Origin of the sequence: Sphingomonas sp., assembly GCF_019749955.1 — a bacterium.
Taxonomy (GTDB): Bacteria; Pseudomonadota; Alphaproteobacteria; order Sphingomonadales; family Sphingomonadaceae; genus Sphingomonas.
In genome coordinates this window covers 97,846-123,693 of sequence record NZ_JAIEPC010000008.1, presented here as the reverse complement: position 1 = coordinate 123,693, position 25,848 = coordinate 97,846, and the positions used below count along the sequence as shown (strand labels likewise).

Sequence of the window (25,848 nt, the reverse complement as noted above, 5' to 3'; positions counted from 1 at the left end):
GGCCGTGTGATCGCCCAAATAGGCGCCAATCAAGCGACGGGAGCATGATGGCCGATCCGTATCAAATTCTGGGCGTGGCGCGCGGCGCGAGCGAAGCCGACATCAAAAAGGCATATCGCAAGCTCGCCAAGGAACTGCACCCCGACCGCAACAAGGATAATCCGAAGGCGACGGAACGGTTTTCGCGCGTCACCAATGCATATGATCTGCTGTCCGACAAGGACAAGCGCGCGCGCTTCGATCGCGGCGAGATCGACGGCGACGGCAATCCGGCGGGCTTCGGCTTCCGTCAGGGGCCCACGCCGAACAACGGCGGCTTTTCGCCCGGACCGGGCGCAGGCTTCGACGCGACCGATGGCGGCGATTTCAGCGACATTTTCGAAGGGTTGTTCGGGGGACGCAAGGCTGGCGGCGGCTTTTCGGGCGGCTTCGGGCGGCGCGGGCCGCAGCCCAAGGGCGCCAACCGCCCCTACCGTCTGGCGGTGCCATTCGCCGACGCCGCCTGCCTCAATCCGCAACGCATTACGCTCGCCGATGGCAAGACGATCGACCTGAAGCTGCCAGCCGGGGTCGAGAGTGGCACGCAGATGCGGCTGTCGGGCAAGGGCGACCCCGGCCCCGGTGGCCCCGGCGATGCCATTGTCACGATCGACATCCACCCGCACCGCTTCTTCACGCGCGACGGCGACGATGTCCGGCTCGACCTGCCCGTTAGCCTCAGCGAAGCCGTGCTCGGCGCGAGCGTGCGCGTGCCGACGGTGTCGGGCGCGGTGATGCTGACGATCCCCGCCGGATCAAGCTCGGGCAAGGTATTGCGGCTCAAAGGACGCGGGTTCCATGGCAAGACCGGGGTGCGCGGCGATCAGCTCGTGACCTTGATGGTCGATCTGCCGGTGGGCGATGACGCGCTGGTCGAATTCGTCCAGAACTGGCCGGGCCGCGACAAGAGCAATCCGCGCGGCAAATTCGACATCTGATCAAACCCCAGTGAAGGATTTTTCCCCCACTTCGCCCGAGGCGCGCCGCCGCCACCCGGGCGAAGGGCTGACGCTCAACAGCCGCGTCGCGTTCATGGCGCCGGGCAGCTATGTCCGCGAAGTCATTCGGCGCGTGCTCGTCGGCGTGTTCAGCGACGGCTTCATCCACGCGGGCAACCTTGCCTATCTGTCGCTGGTCGCGCTCTTCCCCTTCTTCATCGTGGCGGCTGCCGTTGCGCGGCTGTTCGGGCGCACGGACGAGGGCCTGCGCACCGTCGACATCTTCCTGCGCAACGTGCCTCCGCAAGTCGCGATGGTGCTGCAAACGCCGATCACCGATGTGCTCGCCGCAAGGTCAGGATCGCTGCTCTGGTTCGGCGCCGCCGTCGGGCTGTGGACCACGGCGAGCTTCGTCGAGACGATCCGCGACATCCTGCGCCGCGCTTATGGCGTCAAATCGGTCCGCCCCTTTTGGCATTACCGCTTTTGGTCAATCGTGCTCGTGCTAGCCTCGCTGCTGCTCGCGCTCGTTGCATTCAGCTTTCAGGTGAGCCTGGTCGCAGCCGAGCAATTCATCGTCCGCGCGATGCCCTTTGCCAAAAACGCCGCGATGATCGTGTCGGTCTCGCGATTGGCCCCGGCTGTGGCGCTGTTCGGCGCGCTCTACATGCTGTTCTACTCGCTCACCCCGCCGCAATATCGCGACAGCCGCGCGCCGAAATGGCCCGGCGCGGTGTTCACCGCCGTCTGGTGGCTCAGCGTCACGGCGCTGCTGCCAACCTTGCTCGCCAGCTTCGCCAGCTACGACCTGACTTATGGCAGTCTGGCGGGCGTGATGATTGCGCTGATTTTCTTTTTCCTTGTCGGGCTTGGGCTTGTCGTCGGTGCGCAATTGAACGCGGCACTGGCGGAAGCCGATGAACAGGGAGTAGGGAGCGACGACAACGATGCGGAGGCGCAACAAGCGTGACGAATTTGATGCAGGGAAAACGCGGGCTGATCATGGGGCTCGCCAATGATCGCTCGCTCGCCTGGGGGATCGCCAAGAAACTGAGCGAGGCGGGTGCCGAGCTCGCCTTCAGCTATCAGGGCGAGACGATGGAAAAGCGCGTGCGCCCGCTCGCCGAGCAACTGGGCGTCGCGCGGCTGTTCGACTGCGACGTGTCGGACATGGCGGCGCTCGACGCGACCTTCGAGGCGTTGGCGGTGGAGTGGCCGACGATCGATTTCGTCGTCCACGCGATCGGCTTTTCGGACAAGAACGAACTGCGCGGTGGCTATGTCGACACCAGCCTCGACAATTTCCTGATGACGATGAACATCAGCGTCTATTCGTTCGTCGCCGTCGCCAAGCGCGCGAGCGCGATGATGCCAAACGGCGGCGCGCTGCTGACGCTCAGCTATTATGGCGCCGAGAAAGTGATTCCGCATTACAATGTGATGGGCGTCGCCAAGGCCGCGCTCGAAACCAGCGTGCAATATCTCGCGGTCGATCTGGGTCGCGACAATATCCGTGTGAACGCGATCTCGGCCGGGCCGATCAAGACGCTGGCCGCTAGCGGCATCGGCGATTTCCGCCTGATCCTGAAGTGGAACGAGTATAATTCGCCGCTCAAACGCAACGTGACGATCGAGGATGTCGGCGGGTCGGCGCTGTACCTGCTGAGCGACTTGTCGAGCGGCGTGACCGGGGAGACGCACCATGTCGACGCGGGTTATCATGTCGTCGGCATGAAGGCGGAGGACGCGCCGGATATCACGCTGGGGTGAACTCCAAAGGCGATTGCCCTCTGGACAAAGATTATTTCTCTTTGTAATTCGGCTCTCTAATGTGATGGAGTCGCATAATGCCGATGATCGACGTCGATTTTGAAACCTTTAAAGAAATTACCCGTCGACGTCCAAATGAGCATGTCTCTGAGGGCGACGTTGTGAAAGCGGCACTTGGCTTGGTCAGCGTCCCATTGGAGGCTGCCGTGCCTAGTGGCGAATTCTGGGAGAGCGAAGGCGTGAAATTCGCTCTGGGAACCCGGCTTGAGCATCGATTCCGGGATGGGCGAATAGTGCATGCAACTGTCACGGCACGCGGCATTGAGGTGAATGGGGCCATTTATTCCGGCCTCTCTCCAGCCGGTGCGTCGATAACAAACCACTCGATCAATGGTTGGCTATTCTGGTTTGTCCGTGGCGCGGATGGACGATTGGTGGCGGCCGACACGTTGAGGAAGCGCTGATGCCCGTCGTGTTCCGAGAACGAGGATTTCGCTTTCACTTCTTCTCCAAAGAGGGAAAACCTTTGGAACCTGTTCACATTCATGTGGCACGGCCCGGGGGCGATGCGAAGCTTTGGCTGTATCCTGAGGTTCGAGTCGCTTATAATAGGCGTCTCAATCCGCGCGAGTTGCGGGAAGTGGAACAAATCGTCACTGAGCGGCGACAGGAAATCGAAGATGCATGGAACGCCTTTTTCACCGGAAGCAATCAGCGTGGAATTCGATGAAGATTCGATGTGGGTTGTGCTCGAAGACGGGCGAACGATCGGGGTGCCGCTGGCTTGGTTTCCCCGACTGTTGAAAGGTAGCGAGAATGCCCGCAGAGATTTCTTCATCTCACCAAGCGGTGTGCACTGGGACGAACTCGACGAGGATATCTCGATTGCGAGCCTGCTAGCCAACCGGTTGGAGAACCCCGCGCCCGCTCAAGCCGCGTGAGCCACAACAGCTTCGGCCACTTGTTCCGCTTCACCACCTGGGGTGAGAGCCACGGCCCCGCGATTGGCGCGGTAGTCGATGGCTGCCCGCCCGGCTTGGCGCTCTCCGAAGCCGATCTCCAGCCGTTCCTCGACAAGCGCCGCCCCGGCACCTCGCGCTTCACGACCCAGCGGCAGGAACCCGACGCGGTCCGCATTCTCTCCGGCGTGTTCGAGGGGCGCACCACCGGCACGCCGATCAGCCTCATCATCGACAATGTCGACCAACGATCGAAGGATTATTCGGACGTCGCCAAGGCCTATCGTCCCGGCCACGCCGATTATGCCTATGACGCCAAATACGGCTTTCGCGACTATCGCGGCGGCGGGCGATCTTCCGCGCGCGAAACCGCGATGCGCGTCGCGGCGGGCGCGGTCGCGCGGCTCGTCATCCCCGAAGTCAGCATCCGCGCCTGGGTCGAAGCGATTGGCGGCGATGCGATCGACCCGGCCAATTTCGACGGCGACGAAATCGACGCCAATCCCTTCTTCTGCCCCGACGCCAAGGCCGCGATCCGCTGGGAAAAGCTGGTCGATGACGCGCGCAAGGCCGGGTCGTCGCTCGGTGCGGTGATCGCCTGCGAAGCCGTGGGCGTGCCGCCCGGCTGGGGCGCGCCGCTCTACGCCAAGCTCGACGCCGATCTCGCGAGCGCGTGCATGAGCATCAACGCGGTCAAAGGCGTCGAGATCGGCGACGGGTTCGGCGCGGCGGCACTCCGTGGTGAGGACAACGCGGATGCCATGCGGCCGGGTGCCGACGGCCCCGAATTCCTCGCCAATCACGCAGGCGGCATCGCGGGCGGCATTTCGACCGGCCAGCCGATCCGCGTCCGCGTCGCGTTCAAGCCGACCAGCTCAATCCTGACCCCGGTCGAAACGATCACCCGCGACGGTGACGCGACCGAGATCATGACCAAGGGCCGCCACGACCCCTGCGTCGGCATTCGCGGCACGCCCGTGGTTGAGGCGATGGTCGCGCTGGTGCTGGCCGACCACAAGCTGCGCCACCGGGGCCAGTGCGGCTGATCAATCCGCGAACGGATCGCGCACCAAAATCGTGTCCTCGCGCTCGGGGCTGGTCGAGACCAGCGCGACCGGGCAGCGGATCAGCTCCTCGACGCGCTTGATATATTTGATCGCGGCCGCCGGCAGATCGGCCCAGCTCCGCGCGCCTGCCGTGGTTTCGTGCCAGCCGGGCAAAGTCTCATAGATCGGCTCGACCGCCGCCTGCTCCGCCGCATGCGCCGGGAAATAATCGAGCACGCGGTCACCCAGCCGATAGCCGGTACAAATGCTGACGGTGTCGAAGCCGTCGAGCACGTCGAGCTTGGTCAGCGCGATGCCGGTGATGCCGCTGACCGCCGCCGATTGCCGCACCAGCACCGCGTCGAACCAGCCGCAGCGCCGCTTGCGCCCGGTCACGGTTCCGAATTCATGGCCACGCGTGCCCAGCCGCTCGCCGATGTCATCCTCGAGCTCGGTCGGGAACGGTCCCGATCCGACCCGCGTCGTATAGGCCTTGGCGATCCCGAGCACGAAACCCACCGCGCTCGGCCCCAGCCCCGATCCGCCCGACGCGGTGCCCGCAATCGTGTTCGACGAGGTCACGAACGGATAGGTCCCATGATCGACATCGAGCAGCACGCCTTGCGCGCCCTCAAACAAAATGCGCTTGCCCGCCGCGCGCGCCGCGTTGAGGTCGCGCCAGACGGGCCGCACGAACGGCAGCACAAAGCCCGCAATCTCGCGCAACTGCTCGATCAGCGCGGCGCGGTCGATCGGTGGCTCGCCGAACCCGGCACGCAACGCATCGTGATGCGCGGTCAGCCGGTCGAGCTGCGGCCCCAGATCATCGAGATGCGCCAGATCGCACACGCGGATCGCGCGCCTGCCCACCTTGTCTTCATAAGCCGGACCAATGCCGCGCCGCGTTGTGCCGATCTTGCCCGCACCGCTCGCATCCTCGCGCAGCGCATCAAGGTCGCGGTGGAACGGCAGGATCAGCGCGCAGTTGTCAGCAATCATCAGCGTGTCGGGGGTAATCTCCACCCCCTGCCCACGCAGCTTTGCGACTTCATCGCGCAAATGCCACGGATCGAGCACCACGCCATTGCCGATAACGCTCGGCGTCCCGCGCACGATACCCGACGGCAGCAGCGACAGCTTATAGACCTTGTCACCGACAACGAGCGTGTGCCCGGCATTATGCCCGCCCTGAAACCGCACAACGACATCGGCGCGCTCGGCGAGCCAATCGACGATCTTGCCCTTGCCCTCATCGCCCCATTGGGCGCCGATTACTGCTACGTTGGCCAAGGCCTGCTTCCTCATTGCCTGGAAAAAAGTCGCTCTAGACAGGCGCGCGCCGGGGGTCCAACTTTTCGCGCAAACAATTGTGGGAGATGAAGATGCTGAAGCCATTGCTCGCCGTCATCCTTGGCTGCGCAATCGCCGCCCCCGCACTGGCCCAAGACGAAGTCGTCGTCACCGGCAGCAAGCGCGGTGGCGGGGAAATGGCGTCGCAAGTGGCCGGCGTCGGCGTCAAGCGGCGCGCCGATTTCGCCGTGCAGCGCGTGACTATCTATGGCGACACCCGCGACAAGGCGATGCGGCGCGCCGAAATTCTGGCGACCGTCAAGAACGCGATCGATGCCGGGGCCAAGCGTGGCGTGACGCTGGCCTATGGCGATTCGGTTATTCGCCCGCTGACGCTCGCCAACTATGCCACCAAGCTCTCATTTACCGAGGATGATAGCCGCAACGATGCGGAGCAGGTTTCGTTCATCATCAAGACGCCGCTCAAGGACGGCGATGCCTTTGCCGCGCTCGACCGGCTGAGCAGTTTCATCAAAGCTGTGCCATTAAGCGGCCGTGCCGTGATTGAACCCGACGGCGAAGCGGGCGTCTCGATCGTCGATCCGGGGCAGTATCGCGCGCAGGTGATTGCAGCGATCGCCGCCGACGCGACCGCATCGGCAAAGCTGTTCGGTGAGGATTATGCCGCGCAAGTCAGCAGCCTGGCCCAACCGGTGCGTTGGGTGCTGACAGGCCCGACCGAAGTCCTGCTCTACATTCAATATGATCTCCAGATCGTGCCCAAAGACTAAGCGCCGGTTGGCCCTGCGATCGTCAAGACATGCGTGCAAAGCTGCGCCTCAGGGCTATCCCCCGCATCCAATTGCGCCACCGTTACCCAGCCCTCTGCCCGCATCGCCCCCGCCAGCGCCGGATCGGTGCCGATCGGGACGAACAACCGCCGCCGCTCGGGCACGCTCAAGCCACCGTCGACGATCACGTCGGGATAGAGCGAAAAGCCGATCGCCGGCTCCTCGCGGCCCTCGTCGTGCAGCACGGTGTAGCTGCCGCCGCGCCCGATTTCGCCGCGCACCCCCCCAGCAAAGATCGAAAAGCCGATCCAGCTTTGATACTCAAAGCCGTGCCGCTCGGTCGGGTCGAGCGTCATCGCGATCCGGCCGTCGAGCGCCTCGGCGATCTTCCACAACCCGTCGAGGCGTGACCGCAGCGCACCACCGACATCGAACGCGCAAAGCCGGTCATGCGCCGCCGCAAACGGCCCCGCCGCTTCGATCAGCGGCAGATAGCGCGCGTCGATTGCCGCGACCGCGCCCGCATCCTTGGCGTCGAGCCGGTCCTTGAGCAGCTCGATCCGCTCGGGTGCTACCGACAATGGCCCCGCCGCGAGCGTGTCGACCAGATCGGGCAAGGTGAAGTCGATCGACAGGCCAGCAACATCTGCCGCCTGCAATGCCTCAACCGCCACGCCGACGATCTCCTGCGCGGCGGCAACATTGTCGAGCCCGATCAGCTCGCAGCCGACCTGCCGCATTTCGCGTTCGGGATCGAGTTCGGCGGCGCGCAGCTTGAGCACTTGACCTGCATAGGACAGCCGCACCGGGCGCGGGTGGTGCGCCATCCGCGTCGCCGCGATCCGCCCGATTTGCGCGGTGATGTCAGGCCGGATCGCCAGCGTGCGCTGCGACACCGGATCGACATAGCGCACCGCGTCGATCGTCCGCGACGCCTTCAGCCGCTGGGCGAGCCCTTCGAAGAACTCGACCAGGGGCGGATCGACGCGCTCATAACCATGCGCAAAGGCCGCGCCGAGCAACCGCGCTTCAAGCGAAGCGGCGGCATCCGCGAAGGGTGGCAAACGATCGTGAAAGCCTTCGGGCAGGAGCGAGGAGGTCATCCTGCGCCCCTTAGCTTCCTCAAAACGCGAGCGCCATCACCGTCTTCACACCGGGCAGCGTGCGTACATTGGTGATCAGCGCAGGCGTCACGGCTTCGTCGACCGACAGCAGCACGATTGCTTCGCCCCCTGCCGAGCGGCGCCCGAGGTGGAAAGTGCCGATGTTCACCCCCTGCGTGCCGAGCAACGTGCCAAGCCGCCCGATGAAGCCCGGTGCGTCTTCGTTGACGACATAGAGCATGTGCCCGACCAGATCGGCCTCGACCTTGATGCCGAACAATTCGACCAGACGCGGCGCGGCGTCGCCGAACAGCGTGCCCGCGACCGACTTGTCACCGCCTTCGGTCTTCACCGTCACGCGGACCATGGTGTGGTAATCACCCTCACGGTCGTGGCGGATTTCGCGCACGTCGAGCCCGCGTTCCTTGGCGAGGAACGGCGCGTTGACCATGTTCACGATATCGGAGTGAACGCGCATCATCCCCGCGAGCACCGCGCTGGTGATCGGCTTCTGGTTGAGCTGTGCTGCGGCACCCTCAACCTCGACCGAAATGCCCGACAGTGCACCGTGGGCGAGCTGGCCCACCAGCGAGCCGAGCTTTTCCGCGAGCGCCATATATGGCTTCAGCTTCGGCGCTTCCTCCGCCGACAGCGACGGCACGTTGAGCGCGTTGGTGATGCCGCCCGTCACGAGGAAATCAGCCATCTGCTCGGCGACCTGGAGCGCGACATTGACCTGCGCTTCGGTGGTCGACGCACCCAGATGCGGCGTCGAGACAAAGCCCGGGGTGCCGAACAAAGGCGATTCCTTCGCCGGTTCGGTCTGGAATACGTCGAGCGCGGCGCCCGCAATATGCCCCGAATCGAGCCCGGCTTTGAGCGCTGCTTCGTCGATCAGCCCGCCGCGCGCGCAATTGATGATGCGCACGCCCTTCTTGGTCTTCGCCAGATTTTCGGCGGACAGGATGTTGCGGGTCTGGTCGGTCAGCGGCGTGTGGAGCGTGATGAAATCGGCGCGCGCGAGCAGATCGTCGAGCGTGACCTTTTCAACGCCCATTTCGAGCGCGCGTTCAGGCGTGAGGAAGGGATCATAGGCGATCACCTTCATCTTCAGACCCAAAGCGCGGTCCGCCACGATCGATCCGATATTGCCCGCGCCGATCAGGCCCAGCGTCTTGCTGGTCAGCTCGACGCCCATGAAGCGGTTCTTTTCCCACTTGCCGGCCTGGGTGCTGGCGTCCGCCTCAGGCAGTTGGCGGGCGAGCGCGAACATCAGCGCGATCGCGTGTTCGGCAGTGGTGATCGAGTTGCCGAACGGGGTGTTCATGACAACGACGCCCTTGGCCGAAGCAGCGGGGATGTCGACGTTATCGACGCCAATCCCGGCGCGGCCGATGACCTTCAGGTTGGTGGCATGCTCGAGGATCGCCTTTGTCACCTTGGTCGAGCTGCGGATCGCGAGCCCGTCATATTCGCCGATGATCGCCATCAGCTCTTCGGGGGTCTGGCCGGTGATTTCGTCAACCTCGACACCGCGCGCGCGGAAGATCGCGGCGGCATTGGGGTCCATTTTGTCGGAGATGAGGACTTTGGGCATGGGATTTTCCTTCTGCTCCCTCTCCCGTTGGGAGAGGGTGGGGGTGAGGGTGAGCGCAGGGGGGCAGTCACCCTCACCCCGCCTCACTATGTTCGGCACCCCTCTCCCTTCAGGAGAGGGGAAGGGATTAAGCGGCCTTCGCGACCGCGTAGGCCCAGTCGAGCCACGGGCCGAGCGCCACGACATCGGCGGTGTCGACCGTCGCGCCGCACCAGATGCGCAGGCCCGGCGGCGCGTCGCGGTAGCCCGCGACATCAAACGCCGCGGCTTCCTTTTCCAGCGCGCCCGCCATCCGCTTGATCAGCGCTTCGTCGGCGCCCTCGACCGTCAGGCACACGCTCGTTTTCGACCGCGTCGCCGGATCGGGCGCGAGATGGCCAAGCCAGTCACGCTCTTCGACAATCTTGTCGAGCGCCGCCGCATTGGCATCCGACCGCGCAATCAGGCCATCGAGCCCGCCCAATTCCAGCGCCCATTCGAGCGCGAAGATCACATCCTCGACCGCGAGCATCGACGGCGTATTGATCGTCTCGCCCTTGAAAATGCCCTCAGTGAGCGCGCCCTTCGATACCAGCCGGAAGATTTTCGGCAACGGCCAGGCGGGGGTGTAGCTCGTCAACCGCTCGACCGCGCGCGGACCGAGGATGACCACGCCGTGCGCACCCTCGCCGCCCAAAACCTTCTGCCACGAGAAGGTCGTCACATCGAGCTTGTCCCACGGCATATCGTAAGCGAACACGGCGGAGGTCGCGTCGTTGAAGCTGAGGCCGTGCCGGTCGTCGGCGATCCAGTCGCCGTTCGGCACGCGCACGCCGCTCGTCGTGCCGTTCCAGGTGAACAGCACGTCGTGGCTCCAATCGACCGCGCCCAGATCGGGCAGCTGACCATAATCGGCGCGGAGGATATTGGGGTCGAGCTTCAACTGCTTGGCGGCATCGGTCACCCAGCCTTCGCCAAAGCTTTCCCAGGCGATTGCGGTGACGGGGCGAGCGCCCAGCATCGTCCACATCGCCATTTCATAGGCGCCGGTATCGGACGCAGGGACAATGCCGATGCGGTGCGTGTCGGGCACGCGCAGAATTTTGCGAGTCAGGTCGATCGCATGTTGCAACCGCGCCTTGCCGATTTTCGAGCGGTGCGAGCGACCGAGCGATCCGGTCGCGAGCTTGGCGGCGTCCCAGCCCGGCGGCTTGGCGCATGGCCCCGACGAGAAATAGGGGCGGGCAGGTTTGGTGTGGGGTTTTTCAGGCGCAGACGCAGTGGTGGCGTCAATCGCAGCAGTCTCGGTCATGTAGTCTCTCCTTACAGAGAGCACGCGCGGCGTTGGGACCGCGTGGCCCGTCGACCGCCCTAACGATCGACGCGGCGGCGTCAAGCGCGTTGCGACCGCGATGCAGCAAATGCCGCGCGCGGTTGCCCTCGGGTCTGGCCCCGCTATCGTCGCGCCGATGCTGCCCCCGCCCCTCATCGGCTTTACCCAGACCGTCGGCCCGCTGCTCGATCTTGCGGGGCTGGCGGTGTTCGCGGCGTCAGGCGCGCTGGCGGCGGCGCGGCGCGGGCAGACGATGGTGACGCTCGCCTTCTTCGCGCTCGCGACCGGCGTCGGCGGCGGGACGGTGCGCGATCTGCTGATCGGCGCACCGGTGTTCTGGTTGCAGGACAGCCGCGCGGCGGCGACCTGCCTCGTCATTGCGTTTCTGATCTACGTCACGCCCGAACGCTGGTGGCGCGGCACCGCGCTCGACTGGTTCGATGCGGTCGGGCTCGCCGCCTATGCCGTTTACGGCGCGGCCAAGGCGCTCTCTTACGGCGTACCGGTGGTGCCCGCCGCGCTGATGGGGGTGATGTCGGCGTGCGTCGGCGGCATCATCCGCGACGTGCTGGCGGGCGAGCCGTCGATCATCATGCGGCCCGAGATCTATGTGACGGCGGCGGCGCTGAGTGCCGGGCTCTACGTTGCGCTGGTGACGGTCGGGCTGCCGGGCGAAGTCGCAGCGGGCGTGGGCGCGGCGGCAGGCTTTGCGTTGCGGGGGGCGGCAATTCGCTGGAAGCTCGCGCTGCCAGCGTACCGGCGGGCGCGGTAGGGGATGCGGGTGTGTTCTTCCCAGACCTATCCCGTTCGTGCTGAGCTTGTCGAAGCACTGTCCTTCTTTTGCGAGCCGATCGCAGAAGAAGGACGGCCCTTCGACAAGCTCAGGGCAAACGGCAGACTGGGATCAAACCTCAGACCTCAGCCCCGCACCACACCCACGTCGCTGAAGGGTTTTGGTTCGACCGGCGGCACGCTTGGTTCGTGTAATTCGCGCTGCCAGATGCCGACGTCGATCCACCGGTCATGCTTGAACCCGACTTCGCGGTAGACGCCCGCACGCCGGAAGCCGACCGATTCATGCAGCCGGATCGAATAGTCGTTGGGCAGCGCAATCGCGGCGATCGCCTGGGTAAATCCCTGCGTGCGCAACGTATCGATCAGCGACTGATAGAGCAGCCGCCCGACTCCCTGCCCCTGCGTTGCCGACGTCACATAGACGGTCGTTTCAACCGCATAGCGATAGGCGGGGCGCTCGCGGAACTTGGCGGCATAGGCAAAGGCCAGCACGCCGCCGCCATCCTCGTCATCGGCCTCGCCATTGGTGGCGACGATCCACGGATAGAGCCCGTCCGATGCCGCCATCCGGCTGCGCATCTGCCGCGCATCGGGTGCCTCGACCTCGAACGAGGCAGTGCCGCTCACCACATGCGGGGCATAGATCGCCGCAATCGCGGCGGCATCTTCGGGTCGCGCGGCGCGAATCGCAATCATGGAGCCCCCTTCACAGTCGAACGAACATCGTCGACGTGCGTTACAGGCCCAGCCGCGTCATCACCAGTGCCAGCAGCGATTGATCAGCCGCCGACGGTTGCGCCGGTTGAAGCGCGGCGCATTCAAGGCAGCGCGCCTGGATCGCCGCGCCCGTGGCAATCCGCTTCACATCACCCAGCGCCTGCGCGAACACCGCGCGCCGCTCGGCTGCAATGCGGGTGAAGGCATCGCCCGCGTCGCCCTTGTCCTCCTCGTCCTTGCGCAGGAAGTCGCTCAGAAACTTGGTCCAGCGATCGGGCGCCTTTTCGAGATATTCGGCATGCACCTTCTTGGGGTCGAGTCCGGCACGCTTGGCCGCTTCGTCGATCGCGTCCTGCAAATTGCCGAACCGGTCCACGAGGCCGATCTGCCGCGCGGTGCCGCCGTCCCAGACGCGGCCTTGGGCGATTTCGTTGATCTGCTCGGGCGTTTTCTTGCGCGCCTTGGCCACGCGGTCGATGAACTGGGCATAACCATGCTCGATCCCGGCTTGCAGGATCGTGCTGACCTCGTCGTTCAACCCGCCGAAGACATCGGGCTGGCCCGACAGCGGCGAGGTTTTCACGCCGTCAGCGCTGATACCGAGTTTTTCGAGGCTCTTTTCAAAGCTGGGGATGATCCCGAAAATGCCGATCGAGCCGGTGATCGTGTTCGGCTCGGCAAAGATCGTATCGCCGGCCGTCGCGACCCAATAGCCGCCCGACGCCGCGACGCCGCCCATCGACACGACGATCGGGAGCTTCTGGGCCTTGGCTTCGATAATCGCGCGGCGGATCGTTTCCGACGCCAGCGCCGAGCCGCCGGGCGAATCGACCCGAACCACCAGTGCCTTGAGCGACTTGTTCTTTAGCCCGTCACGCACCAGCGCCGCGATCGTGTCGCCGCCCGCCGTGCCCGGATCGGCCTTGCCATCAACGATGTCGCCCGCGACCGTGACAATGCCGATGGCATCGCCCGACGTCGGCAGCGGGTGCGCTTCAAGATAAGTGTCGTAGCGGATCGCCGCGAAACCGACACTGCTCTTGGTAGGCGCCTCGCCCGCAACGGCCGCGACGCGCTTGTCGAAATCGGCGCGGTCGCCGAGCTTGTCGATCAGCCCCGCTGCCACATTGGCCTTGGCGATGTCGCCCTTGGTGGCGGCGATCAGCTGCGCCGGGTTGGTGAGATAGCCGGCGACTTGCGCCTTGGGCCGCGCCTTGGCGATCGTTTCGCGCCAGTCGGCGGCAATCGCGCCATAAAGCGCGGCGCTCGCTTCCTTCGATTCGGGCGATTCATCGGTGCGGGTATAGGGTTCGACGAACGACTTGAACTTGCCGACGCGGAAGACGTGGACGTTGACGCCGAGCTTGTCGATCAGCCCCTTGTAATAGAGCCGCGATCCGCCGGGACCCGCGAACAGCGTGCCGCCCATCGGGTTCATCCAGATTTCGCTGGCGTTGGCAGCGAGGCGATAGCTGCCGTCGGAATAGGCCGTCGCATAAGCCAGCACCGGCTTGCCGCTGGCGCGCACCCGGGCAATCGCCGCGCCGACTTCGTTGAGCGCGGCAGGCAGGCCGCCCCCGAAGGAATCGAGATCGAGCACGACCGCCTTCACCTTGGCGTCGCCCTTGGCTTCGTCGAGCACGCGGATCACATCGCGCAGGCGATATTCGCGCGGGCCGCCGCCGCCGCCGAAGTTGAGCTGCGGGGGCGCAGGCTGTTCGACGATCGACCCGTCGAGCGCGAGCACCAGCGCGCCGTCCTTCACGGCCGTGCGGCCCGGCCGCGATGAGAGCGCGGTGAAAAGCGCGCCAAAGAACAACAGCATGGCGACCAGCACCAGCGCGTCCTTGATGCCGACCAACAGCTTCCAGGCGCCTCGCAGCAATTTCACGTGCTTTTTCTCCAGTTCGGCATTCGCAAGTTATCCACCTCTTAGCCGGACGTGTTTGGTTAGAGCAATACGCCTTTAATGTCGTCCTCATTCGAGCGGCAGGGGCCAGCGGCGGCGTGACGCCCCGCCATCGGCAGGCTAGGGCCGTCGCCGATGACTGCCCCGTTGCCCCAGCCCGCGTCGCCTGGTCGCGCGCCCGCCAGCTTTGCGGACGAGCTGCGCGCGCTTGCGACATTGGCCGGGCCACTGGCGGGCGCCAATCTGGTGCAGATGGCAGTGTTTGCCGTTGACGTCATCTTCGTGGCGCGGCTCGATCCGGTTGATTTCGCTGCGGCAACGCTTGGCGTTTTTCTGTACAGTGTCGTGCTATGGGCGCTCTTGGGGCTGGCAACGGCATGCGCGCCGATCATTGCGGCCGAGCTCGGGCGGCGCGCGCATGCCGTGCGCGAGGTGCGCCGCTCGTTCCGGATGGCGCTCTGGCTATCGGTGCTGGCGGCGCTGCCCTTCGTGCTGCTGCTCGCGAACGGCGAAGCAATCCTGCTGCTGGCCGGGCAGGATCCGCGCGTCGCGGCGCGTGCCGATGCCTTTCTCGATATCCTGCTGGTCGCGCTGGTGCCGAGCGTGGCAGCGGGCGTGATGCGCACCGTTGCCGCCACGCTCGGGCGCCCGGCCTGGGCACTGGCGGTGACGATCATGGCGCTGATGATCGGCATTGCCGCCAATTGGGCGCTCGTCTTCGGCAATGCCGGGTTCCCGGCGCTGGGTCTCGAAGGATCGGCGATTGCCAGCGTCGTGACGACATTTGCGATGCTGGCGGCGTTCAGCGCAATCCTCCTGCTCGATCCGCGCTTGCGCCGGTTTCGCCTGTTCGGACGGTGGTGGCGCCCCGAATGGTCGCGCCTTGGCGAGATATTCCGGCTCGGCCTGCCGATCGCGCTGGCGTTCACGCTGGAGGGGTCGCTGTTCGGTGGCGCCGCCATCCTGATGGGGCTGATCGGCGTGACGGCAGTTGCGGCGCATGCCGTCGCGCTCAACATTGCCGCGATCGCGTTTCAGATTCCGCTCGGCATTGCCCAGGCCGCGACCGTGCGCGTCGGCATGGCGTATGGCGCGCGCGACCCGGCCTGGATCGCGCGCGCAGGCCGCGCGGCAATCACGGCAGGCACGGGCTGCATGATGGTGACGGCACTGGCGATCTGGTTTGCCCCGGGCGTGCTGGTGTCGGCGTATCTCGATCTCGACGCGCCCGCCAATGCGCAGACGGTGCCGCTGGCGATCACCTATCTGGCCATTGCCGCGATGTTCCAGCTGCTCGACGGCGCGCAAGTGGTGCTCGCGGGTGCGTTGCGCGGTTTGCAGGATACACGCGTGCCGATGCTGATTGCGGGCTTTGGCTATTGGGGCGTGGGCTTTGCGACCGCCGTTGTGCTTGGCTTCGGGCTGAAGATGGAAGGCGTCGGCATCTGGCTTGGGCTGGCAGCAGGACTGCTCGCGGTGTCGGCACTGCTGCTGCGGCGCTGGATGCGGCGCGCGCAGCTCGGGCTGCTGCCCGCGGGCGCGCCACTTTAACCCTCTTTTTCGCCCCCGACCGGTTTGGCAGCGGTTGACGCGCGCGCCTCGCGAACACATATGCGCCGTGTTGGCACTCGCCCCGCGTGAGTGCCAGTAGCGATCATCAACCCGAGAAAGAAAGGATGGAGCGCATGAACTTTCGTCCACTCCACGACCGCGTGCTCGTTCGCCGCGTCGAAGCCGAAGAGAAGACCGCCGGTGGCATCATCATCCCTGACACCGCCAAGGAAAAGCCGCAGGAAGGCGAAGTCGTTTCGGTCGGCACCGGCATTCGTGCTGAAGACGGCACGATCACCCCGCTCGACGTCAAGGCCGGCGACAAGATCCTGTTCGGCAAATGGTCGGGCACCGAGGTCAAGGTTGGCGGCGAAGACCTGCTGATCATGAAGGAATCGGACATTCTGGGGATCATGGGCTGAAGCCCTGAGCCACCCGTTTTTTCGTAACCATCAACCAACATCCAACTGAAAGGGCAGTCCCATGGCAGCCAAGGACGTAAAATTCAGCCGCGATGCGCGTGAACGCATTCTGCGCGGCGTCGACATTCTCGCCGATGCAGTGAAGGTCACGCTGGGGCCGAAGGGCCGCAACGTCGTGCTCGACAAGAGCTTCGGCGCACCGCGCATCACCAAGGACGGTGTCACTGTCGCCAAGGAAATCGAACTCAAGGACAAGTTCGAGAATATGGGCGCGCAGATGATCAAGGAAGTTGCTTCCAAGACCAATGACATCGCTGGCGACGGCACCACCACCGCGACGGTACTCGCTCAGGCGATCGTGCGTGAAGGCATGAAGTCGGTTGCGGCCGGCATGAACCCGATGGACCTGAAGCGCGGCATCGATCTCGCGGTCGCCAAGGTCGTCGAGGATATCAAGTCGCGTTCGCGCCCCGTGTCGGGATCGAAGGAAGTCGCGCAGGTCGGCATCATCTCGGCCAATGGCGACACCGTCGTCGGTGAGAAGATCGCCGAAGCGATGGACCGCGTCGGCAAGGAAGGCGTGATCACCGTCGAGGAAGCCAAGGGCCTCGAATTCGAACTTGATGTCGTCGAAGGCATGCAGTTCGACCGTGGCTACCTGTCGCCCTACTTCATCACCAACCCTGAGAAGATGACGGTCGAGCTTCAGGATCCCTATATCCTGATCCACGAAAAGAAGCTGTCGAACCTGCAGGCGATGCTCCCGATCCTGGAAGCCGTCGTTCAGTCGGGCCGTCCGCTCCTGATCATCGCCGAGGACATTGAAGGCGAAGCGCTGGCGACTCTCGTCGTCAACAAGCTGCGCGGTGGCCTGAAGGTCGCAGCCGTCAAGGCACCGGGCTTCGGCGATCGTCGCAAGGCGATGCTCGAGGACATCGCGATCCTGACCAAGGGCGAGCTGATTTCCGAAGACCTCGGCATCAAGCTCGAAACCGTCACGCTCGCGATGCTCGGCCAGGCCAAGCGCGTCACGATCGACAAGGACAACACCACCATCGTCGATGGTGCAGGCGACCATGACGCGATCAAGGCACGCACCGAAGCGATCCGCGCGCAGATCGAAAACACCACCAGCGATTACGACCGTGAGAAGCTCCAGGAGCGTCTCGCCAAGCTCGCCGGCGGCGTGGCCGTGATCAAGGTCGGCGGTTCGACCGAAGTTGAAGTCAAGGAGCGCAAGGACCGCGTCGACGACGCGCTGCACGCAACCCGCGCAGCCGTTGAAGAAGGCATCGTCCCCGGCGGCGGCACCGCGCTGCTTTATGCAACGCGTGCCCTCGAAGGCATGAAGGGCGCCAACGACGACCAGACCCGCGGCATCGACATCATCCGCAAGGCGCTCTACGCGCCGGTCCGCCAGATCGCGTCGAACGCCGGTCACGACGGTGCGGTGATCTCGGGCAAGCTGCTCGACGGCAACGACCCCGATGTCGGCTTCAACGCGCAGACCGATGTGTACGAGAACCTCGTCACCGCCGGCGTGATCGATCCGACCAAGGTCGTTCGCACCGCGCTGCAGGATGCAGCCTCGGTCGCCGGGCTTCTCATCACCACCGAAGCGGCGGTGAGCGAGCTGCCCGAAGACAAGTCGCCTGCCGGTGGCATGGGCGGCGGCGGCATGGGCGGCATGGGCGGCATGGGCGGCATGGATTTCTGATTTCGGACGGGAGCAGCGACGCTGCTCCCGACACGAAATCAAAACGGCCGGCGGGGTCGCCAGACCCCGACCGACGAGTCCCGGCTCCGCCGGGACCGTGCCACCCACGAACCTACCGAACGAACAGCAAAGGGCCGGGGGCGCAATTCCCCGGCCCTTTCGCTTTGCGGCGCGCCAATTGCAGCCGCGCGCGGCGCATGAAAGCCGTGTTGCGTGATACTCTGTGGGAAAGCCGGTGCGTAATGATGCGCTTTGTCGAGTAACGCTCTATGCTTGCGATCGGCTGTCGTCCGCTAGATGGGGAAGCATGGAAGAAGGTCGGAACCGCATCGGTCATCTCGATGGACTTCGGGGCGTCGCGATCCTGTCGGTCGTCCTGTGGCACTACACCAACTGGGACTATGTTCGCTTCTTCCCCTATGGTGCCATGTTCGCCGCTATTCCGGTTCTCGATCACGGCTGGGTCGGCGTGAACATCTTCTTCCTGATCTCCGGCTATGTCATCCTGCTCACGCTGGAGCGGTGTTCGAGCTTCGGCCAGTTCATGGCGCGCCGATGGCTTCGGCTGTTTCCAGCGATGTTGATTGCATCGCTTGGCATCTTTGCGGCATCGCGGGTGTTGGGTGACTTTATGCCGCACGGGCGACCTGATGCAGTCAATCTGTTGCCTGGCCTCACTTTTCTGATCCCACCCATCTGGCAGGCTGTGCTGCGACGGCCGGTCGACGAGCTGGATGGCGTGTTCTGGACCCTTTATGTCGAAATGGGGTTCTACCTCAGTTTCGGCTTTCTGTATTTCAGACTTGGATGGCGAAGGGGCCTGCTGACGCTGACGGCGCTCTGGCTCATGGTGCTCGTCGCGCCGCCCTTGGCGAAGCTGGGCGACCACCAGTTCATGCTGAAGGCGATCGAGGTCGTGCAGTGGTTCGGGACCGCCTATTTCGGCTGGTTCGTGAGTGGCGCGCTATTTCTGAAGTCGCACGATTCGCCGGTGGTGTTCGCAGCGGCCATCATCGTCGGCCTCGTCAGCGCGTTCACATCGGGCCTGTGGCAACCGAACGACCTTCTCTCGAGCCTTTACCTGTCGGGCTGCGTCGCCTTCTTTGCGGCGATCCAACGGATGCGGGCGTTGCAACGAGTGTTATCGTCGCGCTTCCTGCTGTTCATTGGCGCGATTAGTTACCCGCTCTATCTGCTGCATAACGAGATCGGGATCGGGTTGATTGCAGCCGCGCCGCGCGTGTTGCCGCGTTTCGCCTTTCCCTTATTGCCGATCGCGATGGCGATGGCGATGATGGCGGCGGCTTGGATCGTGACGCGCTGGGCGGAGCCGTGGACCAGGGTTCTCGTCAGGCTATTGTTGCCACGACAGGCAAGACACCAGCCAGCGCCGCCGGAGTAGTCGTTTCCTTTCCAGTCCCATCCCCCTCACCCGCGCAACATCGCCAACAGCCAATCATTCGCCAGCACGTCGATCACCAGATGCACGCGCGGCGTCTCCCCATCATTAGCCGCCTCATGCGTATCGCTCAGCCGCAAATACCAGAGCTCGCCGACGTCCATCGGCACGGCCTCGCCATTCAGCACAAACCGCACCCCCGGATTGGTCGTGATCGGCAGGTGCAGCCGCGCGCGACCCGCTTCGGCGGCGAGGTCGAGGTCGTCGTGTGGCAGGATCGCAGCTCCCGCGCCCAGCCGCATCAGCCGCACGCTCTGCACCGGGCAGCGCAGCGCCGCCACCGCCGCGCGCATGGCGGGCACGCGCGCCATCAGCGGCGTGTCGACCCACTCGGTCGCGGTGGGATTGGCGTAGATCAGCCGGATCGGATGCGTCTCCCCGGCTGCCGCGCGCAAGGCGATAGCCGACCAGTCCCCGCGATAATTATCGCGCACGAAATGCGGCTGCCACGGATCGCGCTCGATCGCCACGAGGTCCACAGCCAGCGCGGCGGCGTCGAACGTCAATGGCAACCGCTTGCGATCGGGCAGCGCGTCCGTGTCGGTCGGGGCAAGTTGGGTCATGGGCTTAGGCTAAGCCATGATCAGATGATTGACACCTCCGAAATCCGTTCGTGCTGAGCTTGTCGAAGCACTGCCCTTCTTTTGCGGGCCGTCGAAGAAGAAGAACGGCCCTTCGACAAGCTCAGGGCAAACGGGAGTAGGGCTAAAGGTTAGGAACGCCCTTTCGTTCCGGCCTCCGCTTGGCTAACGCTGGCCGGATGCAGCAGCGCCCTCCCGCCCGATGATCCGCCTCGCGATCTTCGATTGCGACGGGACGCTCGTCGACAGCCAGCATAATATCTGCACGGCGGTCGAGGAATCCTTCGCCGCCAACGGCCTTGTCGCGCCGCCGCGTAACACGATCCGCCGGATCGTCGGCTTGAGCCTTGTCGAGGCCATGCGGATGCTGCTCCCCGATGCCGAGGACGCGCTGCACCAGCGCATCGCGCAGGACTATAAGGATGCTTTCTTCCGCCTGCGCTCGACGGGCGCGATGGCGGAGGAACCGCTGTATGACGGGATTGCCGAGCTGCTCAAGGCGCTGTCGGCTGAAGGCTGGCTGCTCGGTGTGGCGACCGGCAAGTCCGATCGCGGCCTTGCGCATATCCTCGCGCATCACGGCATCGCGGACCATTTCATCACGCTCCAGACTGCCGACCGTCACCCCTCCAAACCGCACCCGTCGATGATCGACACCGCGATGCGCGATGCCGGCGCCGTCGCCGCGCACACCGCGATGATCGGCGACACCAGCTTCGACATGGCGATGGCGCGCGCCGCCGGGGCCCGCGCGATCGGCGTCGCCTGGGGCTATCACCCGCCCGAGGAACTGGTCGAGGCAGGCGCGCATGTCGTCGTTGAGCACGTCAGCGCCCTTGCCCGCGCCCTGGAAAACCCATGACCGACGAAGATCGCACCGCGCAGACGCGCTATTATCTGATGACGCTCGCGCGGATCGCGGGGGCAGCGGGCGCGGTGTTCGGCATCGTGCTGCTCGCGCGCGCGGTCGAGTGGCCCGACAAGGCGATCGGGTTGGGGCTGACGCTCGCGTCGCTGTGGGAAATGGCGGTCGTGCCACGTGCACTCGCCGCGCGCTGGAAGAGCAAGCCCGAGCCGTGAAGCGCTTCTGGACGAGCGTCGAGATCACCGACGCGCGCGGGATTACGCTCGACGGCAAGCCGGTACGTACGCCGGGTCGCACGCCGCTGCTGCTGCCCAACGCCGTGCTCGCGGACGCTGTCGCTGACGAATGGCGCTCGGTTGCGGCCGAGATTGATCCGCGCGCGATGCCGCTCACCGGCCTCGCCAATGCCGCGATCGACCGGATAGCGCCTGACTCCCGCGCCTTCGCCGCCGGGCTTGCCGTTTTTGCCGAAAGCGACCTGCTTTGCTACCGCGCCGACAGCCCCGCCCCGCTGGTGGCGCGACAGGCGGCGGCGTGGGACCCGCTGCTCGACTGGGCGCGGGCGACTTACCGCGTCGATTTCGTCGTGACGACGGGCATCATGCACCGCCACCAGCCCCTCGAAACGCTCGCGCGGCTAAGCGAGGCGATTGCCGCGCGCGATCCCTTTGAACTCGCCGCGCTCGCGCCGATTGTGACGATCAGCGGGTCGCTGGTCGCCGCGCTCGCGCTCGCCGGGCGCGCTGCCGATGCGGAGGCGGTGTGGCTGGCGTCCGAACTCGACGCCGACTGGCAAGCCGAGCAATGGGGCGAGGACGATCTCGCCATCCCGGCGCGGCAGGCGCGGCGGCGGGATTATGAGGCGGGGGTAAGGCTGCTGGACCTACTCCGCTGAAGTTTGACAGGAAACCCTCTCCCCGTTCGTGCTGAGCTTGTCGAAGCACCGTCCTTCTTTTCGAAGCGGTCGCAGAAGAAGGACGGCCCTTCGACAAGCTCAGGGCGAACGGATGGAGGTTGGTACTCCACCAGAAATTACTTCATCAAATGGCGAATAAACCCGATCAGCCCGGTCTGGCGCGACCGCTTCAAGCGCTCCGCCGCGAGGATCGTCTGCACGTCGCGGAAGCATTGGTCGACATCGTCGTTGACGAGCACATAGTCATAGCCGTCCCAGTGGCTGACTTCGGCGGTCGCGCGGTTCATGCGCGCCTCGATCACTTCGGGCGCATCGGTTGCGCGGCGGATGAGGCGGTCGTTCAGTTCTTCCATCGACGGCGGCAGGATGAAGACGCGGACAACATCGCCACCGGCGATCTGGAACAACTGCTGCGCGCCCTGCCAGTCGATGTCGAACAGCACGTCCTTGCCCGCTTCGAGCATCGCATCGACCTGCGCCTTGGGCGTGCCGTAACGCTGGCCAAAGACGTGCGCCCATTCGAGAAATTCGTGGTTCGCGACCATTTCGCGAAACTTGTCGAGGCTGACGAAGTGATAATCCTTGCCGTCTTCCTCGCCGGGGCGGATCGGGCGCGTCGTCGCCGACACCGACATGGCGAGATCGGGCTCGGCTTCGAGCAGCATCCGCGCAATCGTCGATTTGCCCGCGCCCGACGGCGAGGAGAGCACGAACAGTACGCCGCGGCGCTGAAACCCGTGGGGATCATTGGGTCGGTCCATGCGCGCTAGTGGCGTAGCCGCCGCCGCGTCGTCAAGGGGCGATCAGACCATCGTCTCCGGGCGCACCAGCCGATCAAAGGTCGCTTCATCGACGAGGCCGAGCGCCAGCCCTGCCGCTTTCAGTGTCAGATCATGGGCATGCGCATGCTTGGCGATCTTGGCGGCATTGTCATAGCCAATCTCGGGCGCGAGCGCGGTGACGAGCATCAGCGAGCGATCGACCAGCTCGGCGATGCGCGCGCGATTGGGCTCGATGCCCTCGACGCAGCGCTCGGCGAAGCTTGTCATGCCGGTGGCGAGCAGATCGATCGAACGCAGCACGTTCGCCGCGATCATCGGCTTGAAGACATTGAGTTCGAGATGGCCCTGCATGCCGCCGACGGTGATCGCCATGTGGTTGCCGATCACTTGCGCGGCAACCATCGTCAGCATCTCGCACTGGGTCGGGTTGACCTTGCCGGGCATGATCGAGCTGCCAGGTTCGTTCTCAGGCAGGCTGAGCTCGCCGATCCCTGCGCGTGGGCCGGAGCCGAGCAGGCGGATGTCGTTCGCGATCTTGGTGAGGGAGGCGGCGAGGGTGTTGAGGGCGCCCGATAGTTCAACAAGAGCGTCGTTTGACGCCAATGCCTCGAACTTGTTTTCAGCAGTCCGGAACTCAATCCCGAGCAGGCCGCTCACCACGGACGCGAATGCCTCGGCAAAACCGGGCGGCGCATTCAGGCCGGTCCCGACGGCAGTGCCGCCTTGCGCCAACGCAAAGACGTCGGTGGTGCCGCTACTTATCCGAACGCTCGCCTTCGCGAGTTGCATTGCGTAGCCCGAAAACTCCTGCCCCAGCGTAAGCGGCGTTGCGTCTTGCAGGTGCGTGCGTCCGATCTTGACGATATCGGCCCACGCTTCAGCCTTGTCGTTGAACGCGCCTGCCAGCCCGATCAGTGCGGGTTGCAACCGCTCCCGGATCGCAACCACCACCGCAATATGCATCGCGGTCGGAAAGCTGTCGTTCGACGACTGGCTCATATTGACGTGATCGTTGGGGTGCACCGGCGCCTTGCCGCCGCGCGTGCCCGTCAGCATTTCGTTGGCGCGGCCCGCGATCACTTCGTTTACGTTCATGTTGGTCTGGGTGCCCGACCCCGTCTGCCAGATGACGAGCGGGAATTGGTCGTCGAGCTTGCCGCTCGCGACTTCGGCCGCTGCCGCCTCAATTGCGTCGGCGATGTCGGCGGGCAGGCCGTGCGCGCGGTTCACGCGGGCGGCGGCCTGCTTCACGATGGCGAGCGCGTGGATGATCTCGATCGGCATTTGCTCGCGCGCGCCGAAGGGGAAGTTGGCGATGCTGCGCTGCGTCTGCGCGCCCCAATAGGCGGCAGCGGGGACTTCGATCGGGCCGAACGAATCACTTTCGGTGCGGGTGGTGTCGGCCATCTTCCTTCTCCGTCACCGGGCCGTCACGGGAGTTAATCCCGTGACGTCGAACGCGGCTTTGCCGCGTCGGCCGGCAGTTCGCGTCGCTGGCGCGACCGGCGCGCAGCATGCGCGCCTCGCTCCTTACTTCTTCCGCTTGAAATCCACCGACACGACATTCGACCCATCGTCACGCGGGCCGCCGTCATTCTCGGCTTCCTCATGCGGTTCGGGTTCGTCGGGGCCATCCGCTGCCTGAAAGCGCAACTCGAAATTGACCGCCGGATCGTGAAAACCGATAATCGCTGAATAGGGAATCACCAGCTTCGACGGCACCTGGTTGAAGCTCAGACCCACCGAAAAGCGCGTTTCGTCGACTTTCAGGTCCCAGAATTTATTTTGCAGCACGATCGTCATTTCATCGGGGAAACGTTCGATCAGCCGCTTCGGAATGTCGACGCCGGGGACCTGCGTCTTGAACGTGATGTAGAAATGATGCTCGCCGGGCAGCCCGCCGCCGCCCGCAATCGACCCCAGCACGCGCCCGACGACGGCGCGCAGCGCTTCCTGCACGATTTCGTCATAGGGAATCAGGCTGTCGGGCAAGGCATCACTCATAATGCATTGGACTAGCGCCCCCAGCCCTATCGTCAAGATTGCGCGTCCGCCATCAGCCGCTATGGGAGGGCAATGCGTCGCGCCACTATCTCCCGCACCACCAAGGAAACTTCGATCGATGTGACCGTCGATCTCGACGGCACCGGCCAATACACGGTGTCGACCGGCATCGGCTTCCTCGATCACATGCTCGAACAGCTTTCGCGCCATTCGATGATCGACGTCGATCTGAAAGCGGTCGGCGATCTCCACATCGACCAGCACCACACGACCGAGGATTCGGCGCTCGCGATCGGCGAAGCGGTGGCCAAGGCGCTCGGCGACAAGGCCGGCATCCGCCGCTATGGCGACGCGCTGTCGCCGATGGACGAGACCTTGACGCGCGTCGCGCTCGACATTTCGGGGCGGCCCTATCTGGTTTGGAAATCGGCCTTCTCGACGACACGGCTGGGCGAGATGGATACCGAATTGTTCGAACATTGGTTCCACAGCTTCGCGCAGACGGCTGGGCTGACGCTGCACGTCGAGACGCTATACGGCCACAACAACCACCACATCATCGAAAGCGCGTTCAAGGGCCTTGCCCGCGCCCTGCGCACCGCCGTCGAGATCGACCCGCGCAAGCCGGGAGCGATCCCCTCGACCAAGGGCGTGCTCTAGCGATGGCGGAGCGAATCGCGCTGATCGATTACGGCGCGGGCAATCTTCATTCGGTCGCGAACGCCCTGAAGGCTGCGGGCGCGGGGACGGTCGAGATCACCGCGAGCGCCGCCGTCGTCGCCTTCGCTGACCGGATCGTACTGCCGGGTGTCGGCGCGTTCGGCGCGTGCTCGGCCGCTTTGCGCGCGCTGCCGGGGATGACCGAGGCCATGACGGTGCGCGTGATCGGCGGCGGCGTCCCGTTCCTCGGCATTTGCGTCGGCATGCAGTTGATGGCCGATCGCGGCCTCGAATTCGGGACGCATCCGGGACTCGGCTGGATTTCGGGCGAGGTCGCGCTGATGACGCCCGACAATGCCGAGACGAAGATCCCGCACATGGGCTGGAACGACGTCGTGCCCGCCAAGCCGCACCCGCTGATTGAGCCGGGCGAGGCGTACTTCCTGCACAGCTATGCCTTCACCGGCAGCGATGTGGTGGCGACGACCGCGCATGGCGGGCCGGTGGTCGCGGCGATCGGGCGCGCGAACATGCTCGGCGTGCAGTTCCATCCCGAAAAGAGCCAGCGCTATGGGCTGGCGCTGCTGGAGAGGTTCCTGAAATGGCGGCCATGATCTTTGCTCCT

28 protein-coding genes are annotated in these 25,848 nt (G+C 64.9%); 18 read left to right on the top strand and 10 right to left on the bottom strand.

Annotated elements, in window-relative coordinates:
* Positions 1-47: 47 nt before the first annotated feature.
* The 7 genes from K2W81_RS01680 to aroC all read left to right on the top strand — a co-directional run bounded on the left by K2W81_RS01680 (position 48) and on the right by aroC (position 4,752).
* Positions 48-977: a DnaJ C-terminal domain-containing protein gene (locus tag K2W81_RS01680; protein ID WP_294100735.1), complete on the top strand. Its 930-nt coding sequence runs from the start codon at positions 48-50 to the stop codon at positions 975-977.
* A gap of 10 nt (positions 978-987) precedes the next feature.
* A complete protein-coding gene (locus K2W81_RS01675; RefSeq protein WP_294100733.1) occupies positions 988-1,947 on the top strand; it encodes a YihY/virulence factor BrkB family protein in 960 nt (319 codons plus the stop codon).
* A gap of 8 nt (positions 1,948-1,955) precedes the next feature.
* Positions 1,956-2,747 carry an enoyl-ACP reductase FabI gene (fabI, locus tag K2W81_RS01670; RefSeq protein ID WP_294100866.1) on the top strand — a complete coding sequence of 264 codons (792 nt, stop codon included), beginning with the start codon at positions 1,956-1,958 and terminating at the stop codon, positions 2,745-2,747.
* A gap of 77 nt (positions 2,748-2,824) precedes the next feature.
* Entirely contained in the window at positions 2,825-3,211 is a 387-nt protein-coding gene (locus tag K2W81_RS01665; RefSeq protein WP_294100731.1) for a hypothetical protein, read from the top strand.
* Positions 3,211-3,477 carry a DUF4160 domain-containing protein gene (locus K2W81_RS01660; protein WP_294100730.1) on the top strand — a complete coding sequence of 89 codons (267 nt, stop codon included), beginning with the start codon at positions 3,211-3,213 and terminating at the stop codon, positions 3,475-3,477. The genes K2W81_RS01665 and K2W81_RS01660 overlap by 1 nt, the downstream gene beginning before the upstream one ends.
* Positions 3,464-3,688 carry a DUF2442 domain-containing protein gene (locus K2W81_RS01655; RefSeq protein WP_294100729.1) on the top strand — a complete coding sequence of 75 codons (225 nt, stop codon included), beginning with the start codon at positions 3,464-3,466 and terminating at the stop codon, positions 3,686-3,688. Before K2W81_RS01660 ends, K2W81_RS01655 begins: the two co-directional genes overlap by 14 nt.
* Positions 3,685-4,752, top strand: a complete 1,068-nt coding sequence (gene aroC / locus K2W81_RS01650; protein WP_294100728.1) for a chorismate synthase — start codon at positions 3,685-3,687, stop codon at positions 4,750-4,752. Before K2W81_RS01655 ends, aroC begins: the two co-directional genes overlap by 4 nt.
* Here aroC and K2W81_RS01645 read toward each other — a convergent pair whose 3' ends face one another.
* Positions 4,753-6,042: an adenylosuccinate synthase gene (locus K2W81_RS01645; RefSeq protein WP_294100727.1), complete on the bottom strand. Its 1,290-nt coding sequence runs from the start codon at positions 6,040-6,042 to the stop codon at positions 4,753-4,755. It abuts the gene before it with no gap.
* 92 nt (positions 6,043-6,134) lie between these two features.
* Here K2W81_RS01645 and K2W81_RS01640 point away from each other — a divergent pair, with 92 nt between their 5' ends.
* Entirely contained in the window at positions 6,135-6,833 is a 699-nt protein-coding gene (locus K2W81_RS01640) for a TonB-dependent receptor (RefSeq protein WP_294100726.1), read from the top strand.
* On the opposite strand, the gene K2W81_RS01635 is transcribed toward K2W81_RS01640, so the two are convergent.
* From K2W81_RS01635 to K2W81_RS01625, 3 genes are all read right to left on the bottom strand, one after another.
* Positions 6,830-7,936 carry an ATP phosphoribosyltransferase regulatory subunit gene (locus K2W81_RS01635; RefSeq protein ID WP_294100725.1) on the bottom strand — a complete coding sequence of 369 codons (1,107 nt, stop codon included), beginning with the start codon at positions 7,934-7,936 and terminating at the stop codon, positions 6,830-6,832. The two genes, K2W81_RS01640 and K2W81_RS01635, sit on opposite strands and share 4 nt — an antisense overlap.
* Positions 7,937-7,955: 19 nt before the next feature.
* Positions 7,956-9,533 carry a phosphoglycerate dehydrogenase gene (gene serA / locus K2W81_RS01630; protein WP_294100724.1) on the bottom strand — a complete coding sequence of 526 codons (1,578 nt, stop codon included), beginning with the start codon at positions 9,531-9,533 and terminating at the stop codon, positions 7,956-7,958.
* A gap of 127 nt (positions 9,534-9,660) precedes the next feature.
* The gene (locus K2W81_RS01625; RefSeq protein WP_294100722.1) at positions 9,661-10,824 is read right to left on the bottom strand and encodes a phosphoserine transaminase; all 1,164 of its coding nucleotides are present in this window, start codon (positions 10,822-10,824) and stop codon (positions 9,661-9,663) included.
* 157 nt (positions 10,825-10,981) lie between these two features.
* Here K2W81_RS01625 and K2W81_RS01620 point away from each other — a divergent pair, with 157 nt between their 5' ends.
* The gene (locus tag K2W81_RS01620) at positions 10,982-11,617 is read left to right on the top strand and encodes a trimeric intracellular cation channel family protein (RefSeq protein WP_294100721.1); all 636 of its coding nucleotides are present in this window, start codon (positions 10,982-10,984) and stop codon (positions 11,615-11,617) included.
* A 146-nt stretch (positions 11,618-11,763) separates the two neighbouring features.
* Here the strand turns inward: K2W81_RS01620 and K2W81_RS01615 are convergent, their stop codons facing one another.
* Together K2W81_RS01615 and sppA are read right to left on the bottom strand one after the other, a co-directional pair.
* Positions 11,764-12,336 (bottom strand): GNAT family N-acetyltransferase, encoded by a 573-nt coding sequence (locus tag K2W81_RS01615; RefSeq protein ID WP_294100719.1) that lies wholly within the window; start codon positions 12,334-12,336, stop codon positions 11,764-11,766.
* Positions 12,337-12,376: 40 nt separating this feature from the next.
* Entirely contained in the window at positions 12,377-14,248 is a 1,872-nt protein-coding gene (gene sppA, locus K2W81_RS01610) for a signal peptide peptidase SppA (protein ID WP_294100717.1), read from the bottom strand.
* A gap of 153 nt (positions 14,249-14,401) precedes the next feature.
* On the opposite strand from sppA, the gene K2W81_RS01605 reads away from it, so the two are divergent.
* The 4 genes from K2W81_RS01605 (at position 14,402) to K2W81_RS01590 (ending at position 19,358) form a co-directional block, all read left to right on the top strand.
* Complete coding sequence (locus K2W81_RS01605) at positions 14,402-15,817, top strand: MATE family efflux transporter (protein WP_294100715.1); 1,416 nt, start codon at positions 14,402-14,404, stop codon at positions 15,815-15,817.
* 134 nt (positions 15,818-15,951) lie between these two features.
* Positions 15,952-16,239, top strand: a complete 288-nt coding sequence (gene groES / locus K2W81_RS01600; RefSeq protein WP_294100714.1) for a co-chaperone GroES — start codon at positions 15,952-15,954, stop codon at positions 16,237-16,239.
* A 61-nt stretch (positions 16,240-16,300) separates the two neighbouring features.
* Positions 16,301-17,956: a chaperonin GroEL gene (gene groL, locus K2W81_RS01595; RefSeq protein WP_294100713.1), complete on the top strand. Its 1,656-nt coding sequence runs from the start codon at positions 16,301-16,303 to the stop codon at positions 17,954-17,956.
* A gap of 307 nt (positions 17,957-18,263) precedes the next feature.
* Entirely contained in the window at positions 18,264-19,358 is a 1,095-nt protein-coding gene (locus K2W81_RS01590) for an acyltransferase (RefSeq protein WP_294100712.1), read from the top strand.
* A gap of 26 nt (positions 19,359-19,384) precedes the next feature.
* On the opposite strand, the gene K2W81_RS01585 is transcribed toward K2W81_RS01590, so the two are convergent.
* Entirely contained in the window at positions 19,385-19,978 is a 594-nt protein-coding gene (locus K2W81_RS01585; RefSeq protein WP_294100710.1) for an aspartyl/asparaginyl beta-hydroxylase domain-containing protein, read from the bottom strand.
* 220 nt (positions 19,979-20,198) lie between these two features.
* Here K2W81_RS01585 and K2W81_RS01580 point away from each other — a divergent pair, with 220 nt between their 5' ends.
* Genes K2W81_RS01580 through K2W81_RS01570 form a run of 3 tightly spaced genes read left to right on the top strand, consistent with a single transcriptional unit; the run spans position 20,199 to position 21,756 of the window.
* Positions 20,199-20,858: an HAD-IA family hydrolase gene (locus tag K2W81_RS01580; protein WP_294100709.1), complete on the top strand. Its 660-nt coding sequence runs from the start codon at positions 20,199-20,201 to the stop codon at positions 20,856-20,858.
* Positions 20,855-21,076, top strand: a complete 222-nt coding sequence (locus tag K2W81_RS01575; RefSeq protein WP_294100707.1) for a hypothetical protein — start codon at positions 20,855-20,857, stop codon at positions 21,074-21,076. The genes K2W81_RS01580 and K2W81_RS01575 overlap by 4 nt, the downstream gene beginning before the upstream one ends.
* A complete protein-coding gene (locus K2W81_RS01570; RefSeq protein ID WP_294100705.1) occupies positions 21,073-21,756 on the top strand; it encodes an ATP12 family chaperone protein in 684 nt (227 codons plus the stop codon). Before K2W81_RS01575 ends, K2W81_RS01570 begins: the two co-directional genes overlap by 4 nt.
* A gap of 137 nt (positions 21,757-21,893) precedes the next feature.
* Here the strand turns inward: K2W81_RS01570 and gmk are convergent, their stop codons facing one another.
* The 3 genes from gmk to K2W81_RS01555 form a co-directional block, all read right to left on the bottom strand.
* Entirely contained in the window at positions 21,894-22,538 is a 645-nt protein-coding gene (gene gmk, locus K2W81_RS01565) for a guanylate kinase (RefSeq protein ID WP_294100703.1), read from the bottom strand.
* A gap of 42 nt (positions 22,539-22,580) precedes the next feature.
* Complete coding sequence (fumC, locus tag K2W81_RS01560; RefSeq protein WP_294100701.1) at positions 22,581-23,966, bottom strand: class II fumarate hydratase; 1,386 nt, start codon at positions 23,964-23,966, stop codon at positions 22,581-22,583.
* A 123-nt stretch (positions 23,967-24,089) separates the two neighbouring features.
* Positions 24,090-24,563, bottom strand: a complete 474-nt coding sequence (locus K2W81_RS01555; protein ID WP_294100699.1) for a ClpXP protease specificity-enhancing factor SspB — start codon at positions 24,561-24,563, stop codon at positions 24,090-24,092.
* A gap of 72 nt (positions 24,564-24,635) precedes the next feature.
* Between K2W81_RS01555 and hisB the strand changes: the two genes are divergently transcribed.
* Positions 24,636-25,223 carry an imidazoleglycerol-phosphate dehydratase HisB gene (hisB, locus tag K2W81_RS01550; RefSeq protein WP_294100698.1) on the top strand — a complete coding sequence of 196 codons (588 nt, stop codon included), beginning with the start codon at positions 24,636-24,638 and terminating at the stop codon, positions 25,221-25,223.
* 2 nt (positions 25,224-25,225) lie between these two features.
* Positions 25,226-25,837: an imidazole glycerol phosphate synthase subunit HisH gene (gene hisH / locus K2W81_RS01545; RefSeq protein WP_294100696.1), complete on the top strand. Its 612-nt coding sequence runs from the start codon at positions 25,226-25,228 to the stop codon at positions 25,835-25,837.
* The last annotated feature ends 11 nt before the right edge of the window (positions 25,838-25,848 follow it).